This window comes from Nocardiopsis sp. SBT366 (assembly GCF_001083815.1).
Taxonomy (GTDB): Bacteria; Actinomycetota; Actinomycetes; order Streptosporangiales; family Streptosporangiaceae; genus Nocardiopsis; species Nocardiopsis prasina.
Map to the genome: position 1 here is coordinate 24,283 of NZ_LAVM01000003.1, position 19,328 is coordinate 43,610.

At 71.2% G+C, this 19,328-nt stretch carries 19 protein-coding genes; 13 read left to right on the plus strand and 6 right to left on the minus strand.

Going from position 1 to position 19,328, the window contains the following annotated elements; all coding sequences use genetic code 11:
• Positions 1–64 precede the first annotated feature (64 nt).
• On the plus strand, positions 65–724 hold the full coding sequence (locus ADX84_RS01450; RefSeq protein WP_049566103.1) for a GntR family transcriptional regulator: 660 nt from the start codon (positions 65–67) through the stop codon (positions 722–724).
• Between the two features lie 127 nt (positions 725–851).
• Positions 852–2,894, plus strand: a complete 2,043-nt coding sequence (locus ADX84_RS01455) for a S9 family peptidase (protein WP_049566106.1) — start codon at positions 852–854, stop codon at positions 2,892–2,894.
• On the opposite strand, the gene ADX84_RS27055 is transcribed toward ADX84_RS01455, so the two are convergent.
• On the minus strand, positions 2,875–3,216 hold the full coding sequence (locus tag ADX84_RS27055) for an IS3 family transposase (RefSeq protein ID WP_369801036.1): 342 nt from the start codon (positions 3,214–3,216) through the stop codon (positions 2,875–2,877). The two genes, ADX84_RS01455 and ADX84_RS27055, sit on opposite strands and share 20 nt — an antisense overlap.
• On the opposite strand from ADX84_RS27055, the gene ADX84_RS01460 reads away from it, so the two are divergent.
• On the plus strand, positions 3,193–4,005 hold the full coding sequence (locus ADX84_RS01460) for an inositol monophosphatase family protein (RefSeq protein WP_049566109.1): 813 nt from the start codon (positions 3,193–3,195) through the stop codon (positions 4,003–4,005). The two genes, ADX84_RS27055 and ADX84_RS01460, sit on opposite strands and share 24 nt — an antisense overlap.
• Before the next feature lie 147 nt (positions 4,006–4,152).
• Here ADX84_RS01460 and ADX84_RS26215 read toward each other — a convergent pair whose 3' ends face one another.
• Positions 4,153–4,317, minus strand: a complete 165-nt coding sequence (locus tag ADX84_RS26215; RefSeq protein WP_017545001.1) for a hypothetical protein — start codon at positions 4,315–4,317, stop codon at positions 4,153–4,155.
• A gap of 676 nt (positions 4,318–4,993) precedes the next feature.
• Between ADX84_RS26215 and ADX84_RS01465 the strand changes: the two genes are divergently transcribed.
• The 3 genes from ADX84_RS01465 (at position 4,994) to ADX84_RS01475 (ending at position 7,671) form a co-directional block, all read left to right on the plus strand.
• Entirely contained in the window at positions 4,994–5,647 is a 654-nt protein-coding gene (locus ADX84_RS01465) for a response regulator transcription factor (RefSeq protein ID WP_049566112.1), read from the plus strand.
• Positions 5,644–6,915 carry a cell wall metabolism sensor histidine kinase WalK gene (locus ADX84_RS01470; RefSeq protein ID WP_049566115.1) on the plus strand — a complete coding sequence of 424 codons (1,272 nt, stop codon included), beginning with the start codon at positions 5,644–5,646 and terminating at the stop codon, positions 6,913–6,915. The genes ADX84_RS01465 and ADX84_RS01470 overlap by 4 nt, the downstream gene beginning before the upstream one ends.
• 459 nt (positions 6,916–7,374) lie before the next feature.
• Positions 7,375–7,671: a DUF4193 domain-containing protein gene (locus ADX84_RS01475; RefSeq protein ID WP_013153901.1), complete on the plus strand. Its 297-nt coding sequence runs from the start codon at positions 7,375–7,377 to the stop codon at positions 7,669–7,671.
• Between the two features lie 189 nt (positions 7,672–7,860).
• Here the strand turns inward: ADX84_RS01475 and ADX84_RS01480 are convergent, their stop codons facing one another.
• Positions 7,861–8,136, minus strand: a complete 276-nt coding sequence (locus ADX84_RS01480) for a DUF4235 domain-containing protein (protein WP_049566119.1) — start codon at positions 8,134–8,136, stop codon at positions 7,861–7,863.
• 183 nt (positions 8,137–8,319) lie between these two features.
• Here ADX84_RS01480 and valS point away from each other — a divergent pair, with 183 nt between their 5' ends.
• The 5 genes from valS to ADX84_RS01505 all read left to right on the plus strand — a co-directional run bounded on the left by valS (position 8,320) and on the right by ADX84_RS01505 (position 14,231).
• Positions 8,320–10,893 (plus strand): valine--tRNA ligase, encoded by a 2,574-nt coding sequence (gene valS, locus ADX84_RS01485; RefSeq protein ID WP_049566122.1) that lies wholly within the window; start codon positions 8,320–8,322, stop codon positions 10,891–10,893.
• A 113-nt stretch (positions 10,894–11,006) separates the two neighbouring features.
• Positions 11,007–11,483, plus strand: a complete 477-nt coding sequence (dut, locus tag ADX84_RS01490; protein WP_026129334.1) for a dUTP diphosphatase — start codon at positions 11,007–11,009, stop codon at positions 11,481–11,483.
• Between the two features lie 60 nt (positions 11,484–11,543).
• The gene (locus tag ADX84_RS01495; RefSeq protein WP_049566125.1) at positions 11,544–12,392 is read left to right on the plus strand and encodes a DUF3710 domain-containing protein; all 849 of its coding nucleotides are present in this window, start codon (positions 11,544–11,546) and stop codon (positions 12,390–12,392) included.
• Positions 12,393–12,457: 65 nt separating this feature from the next.
• On the plus strand, positions 12,458–13,198 hold the full coding sequence (locus ADX84_RS01500; RefSeq protein WP_049566128.1) for a PIG-L deacetylase family protein: 741 nt from the start codon (positions 12,458–12,460) through the stop codon (positions 13,196–13,198).
• 235 nt (positions 13,199–13,433) lie between these two features.
• Positions 13,434–14,231, plus strand: coding sequence for an alpha/beta hydrolase (locus ADX84_RS01505; RefSeq protein WP_234003814.1), 798 nt, complete (start codon positions 13,434–13,436; stop codon positions 14,229–14,231).
• 12 nt (positions 14,232–14,243) lie between these two features.
• On the opposite strand, the gene ADX84_RS01510 is transcribed toward ADX84_RS01505, so the two are convergent.
• Positions 14,244–15,374: a serpin family protein gene (locus ADX84_RS01510; RefSeq protein ID WP_049566130.1), complete on the minus strand. Its 1,131-nt coding sequence runs from the start codon at positions 15,372–15,374 to the stop codon at positions 14,244–14,246.
• A 238-nt stretch (positions 15,375–15,612) separates the two neighbouring features.
• On the opposite strand from ADX84_RS01510, the gene ADX84_RS01515 reads away from it, so the two are divergent.
• Positions 15,613–16,359, plus strand: a complete 747-nt coding sequence (locus ADX84_RS01515) for a DUF3159 domain-containing protein (protein ID WP_049566133.1) — start codon at positions 15,613–15,615, stop codon at positions 16,357–16,359.
• A gap of 40 nt (positions 16,360–16,399) precedes the next feature.
• Here ADX84_RS01515 and ADX84_RS01520 read toward each other — a convergent pair whose 3' ends face one another.
• Together ADX84_RS01520 and ADX84_RS01525 are read right to left on the minus strand one after the other, a co-directional pair.
• Positions 16,400–17,107 (minus strand): TrkA family potassium uptake protein, encoded by a 708-nt coding sequence (locus ADX84_RS01520; protein ID WP_049566135.1) that lies wholly within the window; start codon positions 17,105–17,107, stop codon positions 16,400–16,402.
• Positions 17,100–17,786, minus strand: coding sequence for a TrkA family potassium uptake protein (locus ADX84_RS01525; protein ID WP_049566138.1), 687 nt, complete (start codon positions 17,784–17,786; stop codon positions 17,100–17,102). The genes ADX84_RS01520 and ADX84_RS01525 overlap by 8 nt, the downstream gene beginning before the upstream one ends.
• Positions 17,787–18,015: 229 nt before the next feature.
• Here ADX84_RS01525 and ADX84_RS01530 point away from each other — a divergent pair, with 229 nt between their 5' ends.
• On the plus strand, positions 18,016–19,311 hold the full coding sequence (locus ADX84_RS01530; RefSeq protein WP_017544988.1) for a class I SAM-dependent RNA methyltransferase: 1,296 nt from the start codon (positions 18,016–18,018) through the stop codon (positions 19,309–19,311).
• The last annotated feature ends 17 nt before the right edge of the window (positions 19,312–19,328 follow it).

The window sequence follows — 19,328 nt, forward strand, 5'->3', positions numbered from 1 at the left end:
GATGTCAAGCGGCGCGGTCGAACGCCGCCGGACCCCTCCGGCGCGGACCCGGGAGGAGCACGGAGTGGGACAGGGCGATCTGGTGTACGAGCGGCTGCGCGAGGAGATCGTGGAGTGGGAGCTGGCCCCGGGCACGCACCTGAACGAGACCCGGCTCGCCGAGCGCCTGGGTGTGTCCAGGACACCCCTGCGTGAGGCGCTGCACCGGCTCACCCGGGACGGCCTTGTGCGGATCAGTCCGGGCCGGGGCGCCTTCGTCACCGAGATCGCGCTCCGGGACGTCGTGCACCAGTTCCAGATGCGCGAGGCGCTGGAGACCTACGCGGTCCGGCTGTGCGCCCGCGCCGAGCAGCGCACCGTGTTCTCCGACCTGGAACGGGAGTTCCTGGGATGGCGGGCCCGGTTCGAGGACGGCACCGGGGGTGACGACTCGGGCTACTATGCCCTGACCGAGCGGCTGGACACCGAGGTCTCCGAAGGGGCGGCCAACCCCTACCTGGCCGAATCCCTCACCTTCGTCCGCCAGCACCTGCGGAGGCTGCGCAGGATCGCCCGCCGCACCCCGGACCGCATGGCGCTCAGCGCCCGCGAGCACGCCCTGATCTGCGCCGCCGTGGGCGAGGGCGCCGAGGACGAGGCGGCGCGCGCGGCGTCGGCCCACGTGAACAACAGCCTGCGCCACATCCTGGGCGTCATGGGCGGGGGAGCGGCGCCGACCTCCTGAGAAACCGGCTCCCCACACGCCCCCGTGTCAACAATGTTGACCACCTCTGAGGTGGGGTGATTCAGCTCACTGGGAGAGCGATAGGGTCGGCCAGGACCACAAGTCGACCTTTTCGGGAGTAACTGTCTTGGTTCGTTCCTGGTATGAACTTCCAGAATACGTCCGCCTGCGCCGCGTCAACGGGCTCCGCCTGTCCCCGGACGGCACTCGACTCGTCGCCCCCGTGAGCGACATCGCCCCTGACGCCAAGTCCTTCCGCAGCGCACTGTGGGAGATCGACGTGGCCCCGGAGTCCGAGGGCGGGGGCGCCCCCAGACGCCTCACCCGATCCACCAAGGGCGAGTCCAACGTCGAGTTCCTTCCCGACGGATCGGTGCTCTTCACCACGGGCCGGGTCGACCCCGAGGCCAAGGCCGAGGACAAGCCGAAGTCCGCCCTCTGGCTGCTGCCCGCCAACGGTGGCGAGGCCCGCCAGGTCGCCTCCCGGCCCGGCGGGGTCGGCGCCTTCGCGGTCGCCCGCGACTCCGGGCTGGTCGCCTTCACCAGCAACCTCCTGCCCCGCTCCGAGGACGCCGACGCCGACACCGAGGCGAGGAAGGCCCGGGACGAGGCCGGAGTGACCGCGATCCTCCACGAGGCGCTCCCGGTCCGCTCCTGGGACAGCGACATCGGCCCCGACCACCCCCGCGTGTTCACGGCCACCCCGCCCGAGGACGACGAGGCCCGCCTGGGTGAGCCCCGCGACCTCACCTCCGACGCGGGTCTGTCCCTGCTCGGCTCCGCCCCCGAGCTGACTCCGGACGGCTCCACCCTGCTCATCGGCTGGGCCGTGCCCACCTCCGGCGGCTCCCGCCGCGACGAGGTCGTCGCGATCGACACCGACTCCGGTGCACGCCGCACCGTCGTGGGTGGCCCCGACGCCGACCACGAGTTCGGCGGACCCCTGGTCTCCCCGGACGGCACCAGGGTCCTGACGCAGGCGACCACCGAGGGCAGCTATCACGGCGAGCCCCGCGACGCCACGCTGTGGATCACCGACCTGGCCACCGGCGAGGGCCGCGACCTGCTGCCCGAGCACGAGCTGTGGCCCCGGGACTACGCGTGGTCGGCCGACTCCGGCTCGGTCTTCCTCATCGCGGACCAGAACGGCCGCCGCCCGGTCTTCCGCCTGGACGTGGCCACCGGCGAGCTGACCCGGATCACCGGCGACCACGGTGCCTACAGCGCCCTGAACCCGTCTCCGGACGGCCGCCACGTCTTCGCCCTGCGCGACGCCTGGGACGCCCCGCCCGCGCCGGTCCGCCTGGACGTCGACGCCACCGACGGCCAGCCCACGTACCTGCGCACCCCCGGCTCCGAGCTGACCATGCCGGGCACCCTCACCGAGATCGAGACCACCGCAGACGACGGCACCCGCATCCGCTCCTGGCTGGTGCTGCCCGAGGAGGCCTCCGCCGAGTCGCCCGCCCCGCTCATGCTCTGGGTGCACGGCGGCCCCTACATGAGCTTCAACGGCTGGACCTGGCGTTGGAACCCGTGGATCCTCGCGGCTCGGGGCTACGCGGTCCTGCTCCCGGACCCGGCCCTGTCCACCGGGTACGGCCAGGACATGCTGCGTCGCGCGTGGGGCCAGTGGGGTCCGCGCACGCACGCCGACGTCATGGCCATCACCGACGCCGCCGAGGCCCGCGAGGACATCGACGCCGAGCACACCGCCATGATGGGCGGCTCGTTCGGCGGGTACATGGCCAACTGGATCGCCGGGCACACCGACCGGTTCAAGGCGATCGTCTCCCACGCCTCCCTGTGGCAGCTGGACGGGTTCAGCGGCACCACGGACTACCCGCCGGTCTGGGAGAGCGAGTTCGGCACGCCCCTGGCCCAGCCGGAGCGCTACCAGCTCAACTCGCCCCACCTGCACGCGGACAAGATTCGCACGCCGATGCTGGTCATCCACGGTGACAAGGACTACCGGGTGCCGATCGGCGAGGGTCTGCGCCTGTGGCGCGACCTCCTCCTGCACGAGGTCGACGCCAAGTTCCTGTACTTCCCGGACGAGAACCACTGGATCCTCTCCCCGGGCAACGCACAGGTCTGGTACGAGACGATCTTCGCCTTCCTGGATCACCACGTCCACGGCAAGGAGTGGATCAGGCCCGAGCTGCTCTAGTGGCTCCGCCCCACCCGCGGGCGCCTTGGGAGGGCCTCGGCACCGCACTGGTCCCCGACAGTTGGACCGGCTGAGTGGAAACCCAAGCCGCAAGGGCCTGGGCCCGGTAGTGAACCGGGCTCAGGCCCTTGAACGTTGAATGCCCCCGCTCGGTGTCGAACCAGACGATGTGGTCGTCGATCACTCGTCGCTCCGGAGCGGTCCGGTTCCCCGGGCGTCGGCTGGGGGCGCCGCATAGAGTGCGGTGGCGGACGCTCCGGGCGCGACGGACCCGGAGACCACGAGCGGAAGGGCACCCGTGACCACCATCCAGTCCCCCCACGATCCGGAGAAGCTGCGGGACCTGGCCGTCGCTGTGGCGGCCGAGGCCGGCGAGTTCGCGGCCAAGGGGCAGGAGGGCATCACCGTCCTGGACACCAAGTCCAGCCCCACCGACGTCGTCACCGAGATGGACCGCGCGACCGAGGACCTGATCCGGGACCGGTTGCTCGCGGCACGACCGCGCGACGCGGTCCTCGGTGAGGAGGGCGGCGGGGTCGAGGGATCCAGCGGCGTGCGATGGGTCGTCGACCCCATCGACGGCACCGTCAACTACCTGTACGGAAGCCCTGACTGGGGCGTGGCCGTCGGCGCGGAGGTCGACGGCGTGATCGTGGCCGCCGCCGTCCACATCCCCGCGCACGGGCGGATGTTCGAGGCCGTCCTGGGTGGCGGGTCCCGGCTCGACGGCCGCGTGCTCCGCGCACCCGAGGCGGTACCGCTGGACCGGGCCCTGGTCGCCACCGGTTTCGGGTACCTCCCCGAACGCCGCCTCCAGCAGGCGAAGGTGCTCACCGGGGTGATCCCGCACATCCGTGACATCCGCAGGGTCGGCTCCGCGGCGGTCGACATCACCGGCCTGGCCACAGGTCGCTACAACGCCTACTACGAGCGCGGACTCCACCTGTGGGACTGGGCCGCTCCCGGGCTGATCGCCAGCGAGGCCGGTCTGCGCGTGGGCGGACCGCAGGCGGGGCCGCCCAGCAACGACCTGGTGATCGTCGCCCGCTCCGGACTCTACGAGGACCTCGAGGCGCTCCTGGCGCCGCTCGGCGCCGACACCGACGGCTGACGCGGACACGAGGGCGCCCCGGGTGCCGGTGGCACCCGGGGCGCGGGGGAGACGGGGTCGCGGCCCCTCACGAGGAGGTGGCGCGCCCCGCCCCGACGTAGCCTGCCCCTGAGCCCCAGGAGGCGGGGGCGGCGTCCGCCGCTCCGGTCAGGAGTGGGCGTCGACGCCGTTGCGGGCCGCGATGCGGTAGAGATCCTCCAGCTCTGACGCATGGGTGTCGGCGAGGAACTCGTCCCCGGCGTCCCTCGCCGATTCGATCGACCGGTAGGTCTCATGGATACGGACCTTGATCTCCGCCATGAACTCGCCCATTGCACCTCTTCCAGGGGTAGGCACCGGGGCATGGTGGTGCCCCGGCGCAATCCGTATGCGCACGCCTGCGCGTGCGCACGAATCGAAGACGTCACGACCCTGTGACATGCGTGCCCGTCGCGGTCCGGGTGGGTTCCCGGTGTCCACGCGTGCGTCTCCTACCTGTACCGCACTGTGATCCGGGTCAAACTCCCACCCCCCGCGTGTGACGGTTCCGTGATTCCCCGGCGGGGGAGGGGTCGCTTCCGTAGGATGGAAAGATGCGCCTCAGCGGGACGCCGGGGCCCAGCCGTGCACGGGCGCGTGAACACGGGCCAAGCGTCGGTAAAGAGTGTCGCAAGACACATTTTCCGAACAGGGCTTGTGCTTACTTGTTTCTTATTCTTGATCTGTCAGATTTGAGATGTGCGGGGTTGAGCCGTCGCCGACGGTTGGGGGATTCGCCGGCGGCGGCCACCCCGTGCACAGGGGGAGCCGCAAGGCTCCCGGCCCAGCGCCCGTGCCACACGGGGGCGAGGGGAACGAGGAAACCCACGGGTTTACCGTCTCCTTACCTCCACTGTGGGAGAACGGTTGACGCGGCCGGGACCAAGAACGCCGCTGCCGGTGTGTTGGGGGATGCGCCGGCAGCGGCCCCCTTTTTGTTTCCAGACACCGACGCTCCAGAAGGACAACCTTGCGCGTACTCGTGGTCGAAGACGAACGGGTCCTGGCCGACGCCGTGGCGGTCGGGCTGCGAAGGGAGTCCATGGCGGTCGACGTCGTCTACGACGGCGACACCGCGCTGGAGTACACCTCGGTCAACGACTACGACGTCGTCGTCCTGGACCGCGACCTGCCCGGCACGCACGGGGACGACGTCGCCCGCTCCCTGGTCAACGAGAGCTACAACGGCCGCATCCTGATGCTCACCGCCTCCGACGGTGTCGAGGACAAGGTCGAGGGACTCACCCTGGGAGCCGACGACTACCTGGCCAAGCCCTTCGCCTTCGCCGAGCTCATCGCCCGCGTGCACGCCCTGGGACGGCGCTCCGCGCCCCCGCTGCCGCCGGTGCTGGAGCGGGGCGGCATCACCCTGGACCCCGCCAACCACCAGGTGCGCCGGGACGACCGCGAGGTCTCGCTCACGCCCAAGGAGTTCGCCGTCCTCCAGGTACTCATGCGCGCCCAGGGGACCGTGGTGAGCGCCGAGGGGCTGCTGGAGAAGGCCTGGGACGAGAACGCCGACCCCTTCACCAACGTCGTCAGGGTCACTGTCATGACCCTGCGCAAGAAACTCGGTGACCCACCGGTCATCCAGACCGTTCCGGGGGCGGGGTACCGGTTGTGAGACCGGGGGAGCGCCCGGAACCGGGGCAGGTCGAACCCACGCGCCCCGGGGACACCGGGACCTGGCGCAGCCTGAACTCCGTCGCCCCGAGCGGCGACGGGGCCGAACGCTCCTCCGCGCACGCGACAGTCCACGCCACGGTCCACCGCTTCACCGACAACCTCAGCCTGCGTGCCCGCCTCACGCTCATCTACGGGATGCTGTTCTTCGCCGCGGGCTCCCTGCTGGTCCTGGTCAACTACCTGGTCGTCGCGGTCCTGCTCAACGCGCTCCTCGCCGAGGAGAGCCCGGCCGAGCTGATCGAGAACAGCCACTACATCGAGCAGGTCCTCACCCACGTCACCCGGTTCTCCCTGCTCGCCCTGTTCCTCGTGGGCCTGCTCGCGGTGGCCCTGGGATACGCCGTGGCGGGCCGCGCGCTGTCGCCCCTGCAGAAGATCACCCGTATCGCCCGAAGGCTCTCCGAGCGCTCCCTGCACGAGCGCATCGCCCTGTCCGGGCCCGACGACGAGATCCGTGAGCTCGCCGACACCTTCGACGGCATGCTCGAACGCCTCGACCGTGCCTTCGACGGGCAGCGGCGCTTCGTCGCCAACGCCTCCCACGAGCTGCGTACGCCCCTGGCGATCAACCGCACCCTCCTGGAGGTGGCCCTGAGCGCTCCGGACGTCTCACCGGACCTCAAGACCGTCGGACAGACCCTCCTGGAGACCAACGCCCGCCACGAACGCCTCATCGACGGCCTGCTGTTCCTCGCCAAGAGCGACCGCGAGCTGGAGTCCAAGGCCAGGGTCGACCTGAGCGAGGTCGCCGGAACGGTCCTGAGTCAGCTCTCCGGCGACATCGACAAGTCCGGGCTCTCGCTTCGCCAGGACCTGCGCCCGGCCCCCGTGGTCGGCGACCCCGTGCTCCTGGAACGCCTCGTGGCCAACCTGGTCGAGAACGCCCTCAAGTACAACGTCGACGAAGGCGAGATCACCGTCCGGAGCGGCATGTACGAGGGGATGCCCGCCGTCCAGGTGGAGAACTCGGGCAAGGTCATCCCCGCCTACGAGATCGAGGGCCTGTTCGAACCCTTCCGGCGCGGTTCCGGCGACCGCGTGGGCTCCGGGCGCAGCGCCGGTCTGGGTCTGTCCATCGTGCGATCCGTGGTGCGCGCCCACGCTGGCGTGGTGACCGCGTGGCCGCGCGCGGGCGGCGGTCTGGTCGTCACGGTGTGCCTGCCCGTGCCTTCGGGCAACGCGACGGAGAACGCCGAACGCCGATAGAGGTGGGGGCCGAGCTGCGTACCGCCCAGCTTCGTGGTATCTATACGTGTCCGAAGACACGCCCACCCCTGTCACGAGTGTCGACCTGCGGTGGGTATGCTTCCCCGGGCGTGGACACGGAGGGAATCCCTCCTGACGTGGGCATGTCTGGGTTTTCGCCCGTACTCGGGGGAGTGCTCCAGGCTGGTCCGGCATGTGGGCGCAAGCGTGTGTTCGGGTCTACGAGACACCTGGTGTCGGGTAGTACCGCAGGGAACGACCCGTGAGGGGCCACCCAACCTTGGCCGCCTCCGGTCACGATCCCGTGAAAGTGCTGCTGACCTGTGGACTGTGACCCGGGAGGGGGCACGGTCGGACGACACCGGGAAAACTCGTCGGCCGATTCGGGCACAACGAAGGTCTCTCAAGCGTTACACCCGCGCGACGAGGCACTAAACGAGGGGGATGGAGTTAGCAGAGATGGCGACCGACTACGACAGCCCGCGCAAGACTGACGAGGACATCAACGAGGACAGCCTCCAGGAGCTGCAGGCGCGGCGCGTGGACAAGGGCACCGGCACCATCGACGTCGACCCCGACGAGGTGGCCGAGGGCATGGAGCTTCCCGGTGCCGACCTGTCCGGCGAGGAACTCGCCGTGCGCGTGCTTCCCCGCCAGGCCGACGAGTTCACCTGCTCGCGCTGCTTCCTGGTGCACCACCGCAGTCAGCTCGCTGAGCAGCGCGCCGGTCAGCTGGTCTGCAAGGAGTGCGCCTGACACTGACGGCGACGGTTCCTAGCCTGTCTCCCCACGGTATCCGAGGACGCTGAGGGGTGCGGGACCCGGATTCGTTCGACCGTCGGACGGTGGCTCGCAGCACGACGGTGGACGGCCGACCGCACGTGGGTTCGATCCCATGTGGTGGGCCGTCCACCGTCGTCGTGAGCTGCCCGGCCCGGGCGGGGCTCAGACCTCCAGGTCCCGCCCGCCGGAGCCGACCATCTGCTTGCGGGCGGCGCGGACGGCCAGCACTCTGGCCACCTCGACGCCCACTCCCGCCACGACGGCCCAGCCGAGGGCACGGCCCAGGCTGACGTCCGGGGACTCCAGGTCCGTAGGCGGTTCCTCACCGGTGGCGCGCGTCCACGCGAAGGTCAGAGCCTTGCGTGTGACGAACTCGGCCGCGAATCCCGCGACCATGCCGATGATGACCGGCGCGACCTCACCGTCCTTCTTTGCCATGTGAATCGTTCACCGTTCCCTAGTGCGTACGATGGTGCGCGCGGACGCGGTCCGCTGGGGGAATCCTTTCACGCGCACCCCCGCCGCGCAGCGTCGGCCGCCGCCGTGGCCAGCCCCCGTTCTCCCTGCCAGAGGGGGAAAACCGGGAGCGACCAGGGCGCGCGGAGGGCTAATATTGCCCGCATGACCAACCGCTCTCATTCCTTCCGCATGCCCGACAAGCCTTCGCTGGACGGTATCGAGGCGAAGTGGGTGGACGTATGGGATGAGTCCGGCGTCTATCACTTCGACCGCACCCGCAGCCGCGAGGACGTCTACTCGATCGACACCCCGCCGCCCACGGTCTCGGGTTCGCTGCACATCGGGCACGTGTTCTCCTACACGCACACCGACACCGTCGCGCGCTTCCAGCGGATGAACGGCAAGGCCGTCTTCTACCCGATGGGCTGGGACGACAACGGCCTGCCCACCGAACGCCGCGTCCAGAACTACTACGGCGTCCGCTGCGACCCCTCGGTCCCCTACGACCCGGACTTCGAGCCGCCGCACAAGCCCGACCCCAAGCGGCAGGTCCCCATCTCCCGCCGCAACTTCATCGAGCTGTGCGACATCCTCACGGTCGAGGACGAGAAGGTCTTCGAGTCCATCTGGCGCCGTCTGGGCCTGAGCGTCGACTGGCGCCACACCTACGCCACCATCGACGGGAACTCCCGTGCGGCGGCCCAGCGCGCCTTCCTGCGCAACCTGGCGCGGGGCGAGGCCTACATGTCGGAGGCGCCCACCCTGTGGGACGTCACCTTCCGTACCGCCGTCGCCCAGGCCGAGCTGGAGGACCGCGAGCGTCCCAGCGCCTACCACAAGGTCGCCTTCCACAAGGCGGACGGCACCCCGGTCCACATCGAGACCACCCGCCCCGAGCTGCTGGCCGCGTGTGTCGCCCTGGTCGCCCACCCCGACGACGAGCGGTACCAGGACCTGTTCGGCACCACCGTGACCACCCCGGTCTTCGGTGTCGAGGTCCCCGTGAAGGCGCACCGCCTCGCCGACCCCGAGAAGGGGTCCGGCATCGCGATGATCTGCACCTTCGGTGACACCACCGACGTCACCTGGTGGCGCGAGCTCCAGTTGGAGACCCGCCCCATCATCGGCTGGGACGGCCGCGTCATCGCGGACCCGCCCAAGGGCGTCGAGTCCGACACCGCCCGCGAGGCCTACGCCCGGCTGGCCGGGGCCACGGTCCACACCGCCCGGGAGCGCACCGTCGAGCTGCTCAAGGAGAGCGGCGACCTCGTCGGCGACCCCAAGCCCATCTCCCACCCGGTGAAGTTCTACGAGAAGGGCGACAAGCCCCTCGAGATCGTCACCACCCGCCAGTGGTACATCCGCAACGGCGGCCGCGACGAGGACGTGCGCGCCCAGCTCATCGAGCGCGGCCGCGAGCTCACCTGGTACCCCGAGCACATGCGTCAGCGCTACGAGAACTGGGTCGAGGGGCTCAACGGTGACTGGCTGATCAGCCGTCAGCGCTTCTTCGGCGTCCCGTTCCCGGTCTGGTATCCGCTGGACGCGGACGGCAACCCGAACTACGACGCGCCGCTGCTGCCCACCGAGGACCAGCTGCCCATCGACCCCAGCTCCCAGGTGCCCGCCGGGTACACCGAGGACCAGCGGGGCCGGGCCAACGGGTTCATGGGCGACCCTGACGTCATGGACACCTGGGCGACCTCCTCGCTGTCCCCGCAGATCGCCTCGGGCTGGGAACGCGACCAGGACCTGTTCGAGCGGGTCTTCCCGATGGACTTCCGCCCCCAGGGCCAGGACATCATCCGCACCTGGCTGTTCTCCACGGTCGTCCGCGCCCACTTCGAGAACGGCAGCCTGCCCTGGAGCACCACCGGCATCTCCGGGTGGATCCTGGACCCGGACCGCAAGAAGATGTCCAAGTCCAAGGGCAACGTCGTCACCCCGGTCGCCCTGCTGGAGAAGTACAGCTCCGACGCGGTCAGGTACTGGGCGGCCAGCGGCCGTCTGGGCACCGACACCGCCCTGGACGAGGGCCAGATGAAGGTCGGCCGCCGACTCTCCATCAAGATCCTCAACGCCAGCAAGTTCGTCATGTCGGTCGCCGGTGAGAACGCCACCAGCGACCCGGCCCAGGTCACCGAGCCCCTGGACCGGGCGATGCTGGCCGCGCTGGCGGACGTGGTCGAGGAGGCCACGGCGGCCTTCACCGCCTACGACCACACCCGGGCCCTGGAGCGCACCGAGCGCTTCTTCTGGGACTTCTGCGACGACTACCTGGAGCTCGTCAAGACCCGGGCCTACGACACCGAGGCCGCGGAGGGCGCCTCAGCCCGCGCGGCGCTGCTCATCGCCCTGGGTGCCCTGCACAAGCTGTTCGCCCCCTTCGTCCCCTTCGTCACCGACGAGGTCTGGAGCTGGTGGCAGGACGGTTCGGTGCACGCCCAGAGCTGGCCCGACGCCGCCGAGTACCGTGCCGCGGCCGCCGGTGGCGACCCGGCCGTCCTGGCCGCCACCGCCGAGGTGCTGCGCGCGGTCCGCAAGGCCAAGTCGGAGGCCAAGCTGTCGATGCGCGCCGAGGTCGAACTCGTCCGTGTCTGCGGCAAGCAGGCCGAGTCCGCCCGCGCGGCCTCCGGCGACATCGCCGCGGCGGGTCGCGCCGCCGGGATCGACTTCGAGACCACCGACGACGGTGAGCTGAGCGTCGAGGTCACCCTGGCCGAGACCACCGAGTAGGCGACACCGGCGAAGACACACCGGGGGCGGGTCCGAACACTTTCGGACCCGCCCCCGTCGTTTCGCACGCGGGACACCAAGGCAGCGCCCCGGGAGCGATAGGCTCGGCGAATGTGAGTACCTCATCCCTGGAAGCCGGACAGTTGACCATCACCGTCCGGCGCCTGGACCCCGGCCTCCCGCTGCCCGCGTACGCCCACCCGGGTGACGCGGGCGCGGATCTGTACGCCGCCGTCGACGTCCGGCTCGACCCCGGACAGCGCGCCACGGTCCCCACCGGTCTGGCCATCGCCCTCCCCGACGGTTTCGCCGCCTTCGTGCACCCCAGGTCCGGGCTGGCCGCCCGGCACGGGGTCACGGTCGTCAACGCCCCTGGGACCGTCGACGCCGGGTACCGGGGCGAGATCAGGGTGACCCTGCTCAACACCGACACCGACACCCCGGTCACGATCGCGCGCGGCGACCGGATCGCCCAGATGGTGATCCAGCGCGTGGAGCGGGCGGAGTTCGTCGAGGCGGACACGCTCCCCGACTCGGTGCGCGGTGCGGGTGGTTTCGGTTCGACCGGGGGCCACGCCGCGCAGCGGTGAACGTCCCCTGACTCCCCGGTGTGATCCCGGGACCTACGGAAGAAGCGGAGAGGTGAAGGCGTGTTTGGACGCCGCCGCAAGAAGCGGGACGAAGAGACCGAGAGAGCCACGGAGACGGAGGCCCGGTCGCAGCGGCAGGGCGCCGCTGGCGCGGTCTCGTTCGAGAACGAGATCGAGCCGGAGCGTGCCTCCGAGCAGCCCGCGAAGGACGCCGACCAGTACCGGCTGACCGGACCGTGGGACTCCACCGAGGACGCCCCCGAGGCCGAGCGGATGGACCTGGGCAGCATGCTCCTGCCGATGGAGCAGGGCACCGAGATCCAGGTGAACGTCGCCCAGGACAAGCAGAACAAGCAGAAGATCATCGGGGTCACGCTGGTGCGCGGCAAGACCGCGCTCCAGGTGCAGCCCTTCGCCGCGCCGAAGTCGTCCGGCCTCTGGGACGAGATGCGTGAGGAACTGCGCGAGCAGGTCACCCAGCAGGGCGGCAAGGCCGAGGACCACGACGGCACCTTCGGTCCCGAGCTCCAGGCGGTCATCCCCATCAAGGGGAAGAAGACCGAGGACGGCAGGCAGCTTGGCCAGCGGGTGCGCTTCATCGGCGTGGACGGCCCGCGGTGGGTGCTGCGCGGCGTGATCCGCGGCGAGGGCGCCAGCAAGCCCGAGGTGATGTCCGAGATCGAGCAGGTCTTCGCCAACATCGTGGTGGTGCGCGGCGAGCAGCCGGTGCCGCCCAACGAGCTCCTCCAGATCACCGTGCCCAAGAAGATCCAGGAGCAGATGGCGGCCGCCGCGCAGCAGCGCGCCGCCCAGCAGTCGGCCCAGACCGGAAACGCCGGCCGTTCGCCCAACGGTTCGGCGAGCGGACCGCCCAGCGGTTCCGCGGACGGGCCGACCGCCGGTTCCTGACTCCTCGCTGATCCGGCCTGTGGACAACCGTGTCCGGGGGTGCGCCGTTCCGTAATGTGGGCCACATGGCTCAGACAACGAAGAACAGCGCTCCCCGGCCGCTACCCGAGGACTGGGGTCGCGCCCTGGCGGTGGTGGCCCACCCGGACGACCTGGAGTTCGGTGTCTCCTCGGCGATCCACCGGTGGACCGCACAGGGCAAGGAGGTCGTCGAACTCCTCGTGACCCAGGGCGAGGCCGGGATCGACTCCCTGGACCCGGCGGCCTGCGCGCCCCTGCGGATGGCCGAGCAGCGCGCCTCGGCGGCGGCCGTCGGCGCCTCCACCGTGGAGTTCCTGGACTTCCCGGACGGCACCCTGGAGTACGGCCTGCCGTTGCGCCGGGCCCTGGCCGGGGCGATCCGCAGACACCGGCCCGACGTGATCGTCTCCATCAACTTCCGTGAGCACTTCGCCGGGGGAAGCGGGTTCAACCACGCCGACCACCGGGTCCTGGGCCCGGCCCTGCTGGACGCGGTCCGCGACGCCGACAACCGCTGGGTGTTCACCGACCAGCTGGCCGAGGGGCTGGAGCGCTGGCGGGGCGTGCGGTTCGTGGCCTTCGGCGCGGCCCCGGACCCCACCCACTACGTCGAACTGGGTGAGGACGACCTCGCCGCCGGTGTGGCCTCACTGGACGCGCACGAGGTGTACCTGGCCAACCTGGACGGGTTCGACCAACGGACCTTCCTGCGGGAGGGCGCGGTGCGTTCGGGGGAGTGGGCCGGGGTGCCCCTGGCCACCTCCTTCGAGGTCTTCGAGACCTGACCCACCGTCTCTCGCGCGGTGGGGTTCCGGCCGGGGACCACCCGACGCGAGATGGCGCGAACGGGGCGATACGGTGCGAAAGGACGTGGAGTCGCCCGGGCCGAGGGCGCTTACGGAGACTGTGGGTCGCGTGTTCGGTTCGTCGTGCCCGCGTGTGCCCGACCATGGTTCGCACACCGCCGGGGGCTCCGTACAGCTCCGAGGCGCAGGCGCCCGGAACCGAGAAGAGGCGGACATGGACAGTGACGGCGCGGGCGGGGAACGGGCGCGGGGACGCCGGGGCGTACGTGCCCTGTTGTGGACCCTGGCGGCGCTCACCGCCCTGGTACTGGTGGCGGCCACGGCCTTCGTGGTCTGGGCGCTCGACCCGTACCGGGCCGAGCCCGAGCCGCTGGCGCGGGCCGAACAGGACCCGGCCGTCGTCGTGGAGCGGCTCTCCGACGGTGTGCTGATCACCCCAACGGAGAATCCCTCCGGGACGGGGATCGTCTTCTATCCCGGGGCCCGGGTGGAGGCCGACGCCTACGTGGCCTCCTGGGCGCCGGTGGTGGCCCGGACCGGCGCCACGGTGGTCGTGCCGGACCTGCGCCTCAACCTGGCCCTGGTGGACTCCGCACGGGGTGAGAGCGCGGTGGACGCCGCACCCGGGATCACCGAGTGGTACCTGGGCGGGCACTCCATGGGCGGAGCCTTCGCGGCACAGCACCTGGGCTCCGGGAACGGCGACGTCGCGTGGGCGGGCCTGATCCTGTGGGCCTCCTACGCCACCGAGAGCGCGGACCTCGCCGACCGCGACGACCTCGCGGTGCTGTCGGTGGCCGGGGGACGGGACGGAGTCCTGGTCCCGGCGGAGGTCACCGAACGAAGAGCGAACCTGCCCGCCGACGCCGTCACTGAGGTGGTCGAGGGCATGAACCACGCCCAGTTCGGCGCCTACGGCGAGCAGTCCGGAGACGCCGAACCGGAGCTGACCGACGACCAGGCGCACGAGGCCCTGGCCGACGTCACCGCCGACTTCCTGCCGGGGTCCTGAGACCGGTGGCGATCACGCGGCCGGACCCGGGTCCACGGGGTCGGTGACCCGGCCGGTGAACAGGATCGCGCCCCGGCGGCGCAGCACGAAGTGGAAGGGCTGGTCCACGAGGAACTCCTTGGGGGGCGGCGGGACCGCGGCCGACATCAGCATGACGGCGGCGGTGGCGGCGGCCCCCTCGGCGCCCTTCTCGTCCACGCGCAGCACCGCCTGGTGCACGATGGCGTCGACCTTCAGGGGCTCGTCGCTGATCCCGCCGAAGTCGGCCGCGTCGGTCGCCAGGGTCCGCACGCGCGCTGGCGTGGAGGCGAGCGGGTCGAGCAGCGCGGTGTCGGTCTGGACGGTGAAGCGCGGCAGGGCCAGGGTCACCTGCTCCTTCCTGCGCGCCTGGTACAGACCGCGCAGGACCCGCGGCGTGAGCGGCGGGAGCGGCGCGCGTGCGGACCCGGGGGAGTCGGGGACGATCACGTCCAGGGCCAGACCGTGCTCGCCCTCCAGGGTGACCATGCGCAACCCCGCGTGTTCCGCGTGGGTCAGGGAACCCGTGCGGCGCATGGCGGGGACCCGGTGGGTGCGGTCCGGAGCGTGGAAGTCGAGGTCACGGGTCAGGGAGGGATCGAAGGGCTGCGCCCAGACCAGCTTTACCCACAGGGCGTTGACCAGGAGCATGCGGACGTCGGGATGGACGGTGCCGGGTGCGAGCAGCTCGGGGATCAGCCCCCGGGTGACGTCCGAGACCCGGCCGTTGACCCGCGTGCGCACCCCCTCGGAGTCACCGCGGAAGTCGACCCGGTCCACCTCGGCGTCGGGCTGGGCCGCGACCCGCTCCTCGAACCGCGCGCGCAGGGGGAGGTCGGCGGGGACGTACAGGCCGTTCAGGGTGGCCAGGTCCAGGCCGTCGGCGGCCTCGACGGCGGCGTCGAGGACCTCCAGGTGCCCCCGGGGATCGCCGCTGGCCGGGGCCACGAGGTCCACCAGCTCCTTGAGTGTGTCACCGCCCGCGCCGGTGGCCAACAGTCCGAGGACGGCGCCGACGGAGTACGGGGACCACACGTGCGAGGCCCCCTCCTCGACCAGCTCGGGGTCCAGGGTGAGGGCGAAGCGGAGGTGCTCCTCGTCGGGTGCTTCCTGCCTGGTGGTCATCGGGGTGACTCCTCACGAGAGCGGGTGGGCCGCCAGCGTACGGAAGGACGCCGCCCCGAGGCCAGCGGCCGTGGTGAGAAGCGGCACGCCGCAACACCTGACAAAGGAGGGCAAGCCCGTACCGGGGCGGTCTCCGGTTGACGAGAACGCCACTCCCCGGCTGTGACAGGTCGCATAGGGTGGTGCATCATGGCTGGCGGCCGTACAGGCCGTACGGCGACACCGGAGCGGGAGCGGGATGACTGAGCAGCAGCGGGCCTCCGATGAGGCGGCCCAGGCCGAGGAGCGGGCGCAGAAGCCCGCCGTCACCGAGGGCACGGTCGAGGCGCTGGTGCGGACCAAGCTCGCCGAGGCCCTGGGCGGCAAGCGCGGCATGGTCGAGACGGCCGTCCCCACACTGACCTTCACGATCTCGTACGTCGTGGGCGAGGACCTGCGGCTGGCGATCATCCTCGGTGTGGGGGCGGCCCTGCTTCTGGGCGTGCTCCGTCTCGTGCAGCGGTCCTCGTTGCAGTACGTGTTCACCAGCCTCTTCGGCATCGGCCTGGCGGCGGTCTTCGCGATGCGCAGCGGCAACGCCGAGGACGCCTTCCTGCCCGGGATCATCTACAACGCGGTCTACGCCGTGGTGCTGAGCCTCTCGGTCCTGGTGCGCTGGCCCGTGGTCGGCCTCATGATCGGCCCGTTCATCGGCAACAAGGAGGACTTCACCTCCTGGCGGAGCAACCCTGCGGTGGTGAAGCTCGCCTCCCGGCTGACCTGGCTGTTGGTCCTGCCCTGCGTCATCCGCGTGCTGGTGCAGTACCCGCTCTGGCTCGCCGAGACCAACGACTGGGCCAACACCTTCGCCCTGCTGGGGCTGTCCAAGGTGGCCATGGGCTGGCCGCTCCAGGTGGCGGCCTTCGCGGGCATGGTGTGGGTGCTGGCGCGCGGACGCACCCCCCTGGAGCGCACCGAGGCCGACGGCACCGCCGAGGGCCGCTGAACAAGGGGAAGCGGGCGGGAACGCCCGCCGAGGCCGGGGTTCAGGCCCCGGGCGCGGACTCCTCGGAGTCCTCGACCCGATCCAACAGCTCCTCCAGGGGGCCCAGCGCCTCCGGCTCGGCCAGGAACACCACGGTGTTGCCCACGGACAGCGTTCGCTCAGGGTCGGGCGGGCGCACTCCGCCCGGACCGAGCACCGCGACCAGGGCCACACCCTCCGGCAGTTCGGCGGTGAGGTCGCTCTCGGGCCGGTCCGCGAACGGACTGGCCGCGTGCAGCACCGACTCCGCGATCTCGGCACCCGGCAGCGGGGGAAGGGTCCCCTCCTCCGGCTGGTCCTCCTCCTCGGACACGCCCTCGACCAGGTCGGCGATCAGACGCGGAGGGGAGACCGCCAGGTCCACCCCCCAGGAGTCGTCGAACAGCCACTCGTTGGCCGGGTCGTTGATCCGGGCGATGACCTGGTCGACCGCGAACTCGGTCTTGGCCAACAGGGAGACGACGAGGTTCACCTTGTCGTCGCTGCTGGCCGCGATGACCACGTCGAAGTCACCCAGCCGGGCGTCCTCCAGCGTGGCCAGTTCACAGGCGTCGGCGAGCAGCCACTCGACCTGGGGAAGGTCGTCCACCCCGATCGCCCGGGTGTCCCGGTCGATCAGCAGGACGTCGTGGCCGTTGCCCGCCAGCTCCGTGGCGATGGAGCGGCCCACGCTCCCGGCTCCCGCGATGGCGATCCGCATCTCACCCACGCCCCGTCTCGTCCTCGTGCCGCCCGCCCAGCCGCTGGGTCAGGTCGGCCATGTCCCGGCTGTGCCCCACCACGTGCAGCACGTCGCCCTCCGCGATGGTCTCCTCGGACCGGGCGAGCGCGATGCGCCCCTGCCGGACCAGGTAGACCACGCGCAGACGGAAGTCGTCCTCCAGCTCGGCGAGGGACCGGCCCGCCCAGCGCTCCGGTGGAGTGAGTTCGTTCATGGTGAGGCTGCCCGAGGCGTCCTGCCACTCGGGCGCGGCACCGAGCAGGTCGTCCCCGGGCACCACACGGCGCAGGATGGCGTCGGCCGTCCAGCGCACGGTCGCGACGGTGGGGATGCCCAGGCGCTGGTACACCTCCGCGCGGCGGGGGTCGTAGATCCGGGCCACCACGTTGCGGACCCCGAACGCCTCGCGGGCGACCCGGGCGGCGATGATGTTGGAGTTGTCGCCGTTGCTGACCGCCGCGAAGGCCGCCGCGCGGTCGATGCCCGCGTTGAGCAGGACCTCCCGGTCATGGCCGACGCCGCGCACCGCGTGCTTGGCCACGGCCGTGCGGAGGCGGCGAAACGCCTCGGGGTCCTGGTCGATCACCGCCACGGAGTGGCCCAGATCCACCAGGGTGTGTGCCAGCGTGGAACCCACGCGGCCACACCCCATGATCACGATGTGCACCTCGTCCGCACTCCCGTCGGATAGCCGTCCACCCCCAGGGGCACGGACAGACCCACGCGCCCCCGACGGTTCCACCTTGGCACACAACGGCCCGATCCGGGTGACCACCCCGGCCCCACCGTGTCCGTACCAGCGCGTGTGGTGTCCCGAGGCCGGTAGATTGGGGTCGGTTGGTGGCTGTGCGCGCAGGGTCACCCGTAACACGACCCGACCAGCGAAGGACACCGCCATGACCAGTGTGGGCAACGAGATCGAACTGACAGTGGACGACGTCGCCCACGGTGGATGGTGTGTGGGCCGCCTGGACGACCAGGTCGTCTTCGTCCGCCACGCCCTGCCGGGCGAGCGCGTCCGGGTGCGCGTCACCGAGAAGACCACCCGTTTCCTGCGCGGAGAGGCCGTCGAGGTCCTCACCGCCTCCCCGGACCGGGTCGAGGCCCCGTGCGTGTTCTCCGGCCCCGGCATGTGCGGCGGCTGTGACTGGCAGCACGCCACCCTGGAGTCCCAGCGCAGGATGAAGGGCAAGGTCGTCTCCGACCAGCTTAGCCGGATCGCCGGAATCGACCTCGACGTGGCCGTCGAGGAGCTGCCCGGGACACCCGACGGTCTGGGCTGGCGCACCCGCGTGCGGTTCTCCGTGGACGAGGACGGCCACGCCGGCCTGCGGCGCCACCGTTCCCACGACATCGAGCCGGTCGACCAGTGCCTGATCGCCCACCCGGGAGTCAGCGAGCTCGGCGTCACCGAGGTCAAGTGGGAGGGCGTCAAGGACGTCGAGGCGGTCGCCTCCGCCACCCGCGCGGACCGCGCGATCGTGGTCACCCCCACCACCGCCAAGCTCGGCACGCTGCCCGAACTCAAGGCCTCCAGCGCCGTGCTGCGCCGCTTCAAGGGTGGTCGCGTGCAGTCGGTGCGCGGCCGTAAGGGCGTTCGCGAGGACGTGGCCGGACGTGAGTACCGGGTGGGCGCGGGCGGTTTCTGGCAGGTCCACCCCGCCGCCGCGGAGACCCTGAGCGCCGCCGTGCTGGACGGGCTGGAGCCCCGCGAGGGCGAGACCGCACTGGACCTGTACTGCGGCGCGGGCCTGTTCACCGGCGCGCTCGCCGACGCCGTCGGCGCCGAGGGGCGTGTGATGGGCGTGGAGAACGGCGAGCACGCCGTGCGCGACGCCCAGTACAACCTCAAGGACCTGCCGCAGGTACGGATCGAGCGGGCCGACGTGGCCAAGCAGATGCGTGAGTGGGCCGACGTGCGCGCCGACGTCGTGGCGCTGGACCCGCCGCGCGCGGGCGCCGGTGTCGAGGTGGTGCGCAAGGTGGCGGGCATGAAGCCCCGCCGGATCGCCTACGTGTCCTGCGACCCGGCGACCCTGGCCCGCGACCTCGCCGAGTTCGACCGCTCCGGTTACCGTCTGGTGGGGTTGCGCGCCTTCGACGCCTTCCCGATGACGCACCATGTCGAGTGCCTGGCCGTCCTGGAGCCGGTGAAGCTGGCCCGTCGCCACCGCGAGGCCGAGCAGGACTAGAACCGCCGGGGGCCCGG

What these genes read in the sequence shown, in the direction of transcription:
- ADX84_RS26215 (WP_017545001.1), bottom strand. Translation starts at nt 4,317, where the DNA reads ATGGGCGAGTTCATGGCGGAGATCAAGGTCCGTATCCATGAGACCTAC.
- ADX84_RS01530 (WP_017544988.1), top strand. Translation starts at nt 18,016, where the DNA reads ATGACCAGTGTGGGCAACGAGATCGAACTGACAGTGGACGACGTCGCC.
- ADX84_RS01505 (WP_234003814.1), top strand. Translation starts at nt 13,434, where the DNA reads ATGGACAGTGACGGCGCGGGCGGGGAACGGGCGCGGGGACGCCGGGGC.
- ADX84_RS01515 (WP_049566133.1), top strand. Translation starts at nt 15,613, where the DNA reads ATGACTGAGCAGCAGCGGGCCTCCGATGAGGCGGCCCAGGCCGAGGAG.
- valS (WP_049566122.1), top strand. Translation starts at nt 8,320, where the DNA reads ATGACCAACCGCTCTCATTCCTTCCGCATGCCCGACAAGCCTTCGCTG.
- ADX84_RS01475 (WP_013153901.1), top strand. Translation starts at nt 7,375, where the DNA reads ATGGCGACCGACTACGACAGCCCGCGCAAGACTGACGAGGACATCAAC.
- ADX84_RS01510 (WP_049566130.1), bottom strand. Translation starts at nt 15,374, where the DNA reads ATGACCACCAGGCAGGAAGCACCCGACGAGGAGCACCTCCGCTTCGCC.
- ADX84_RS01500 (WP_049566128.1), top strand. Translation starts at nt 12,458, where the DNA reads ATGGCTCAGACAACGAAGAACAGCGCTCCCCGGCCGCTACCCGAGGAC.
- ADX84_RS01480 (WP_049566119.1), bottom strand. Translation starts at nt 8,136, where the DNA reads ATGGCAAAGAAGGACGGTGAGGTCGCGCCGGTCATCATCGGCATGGTC.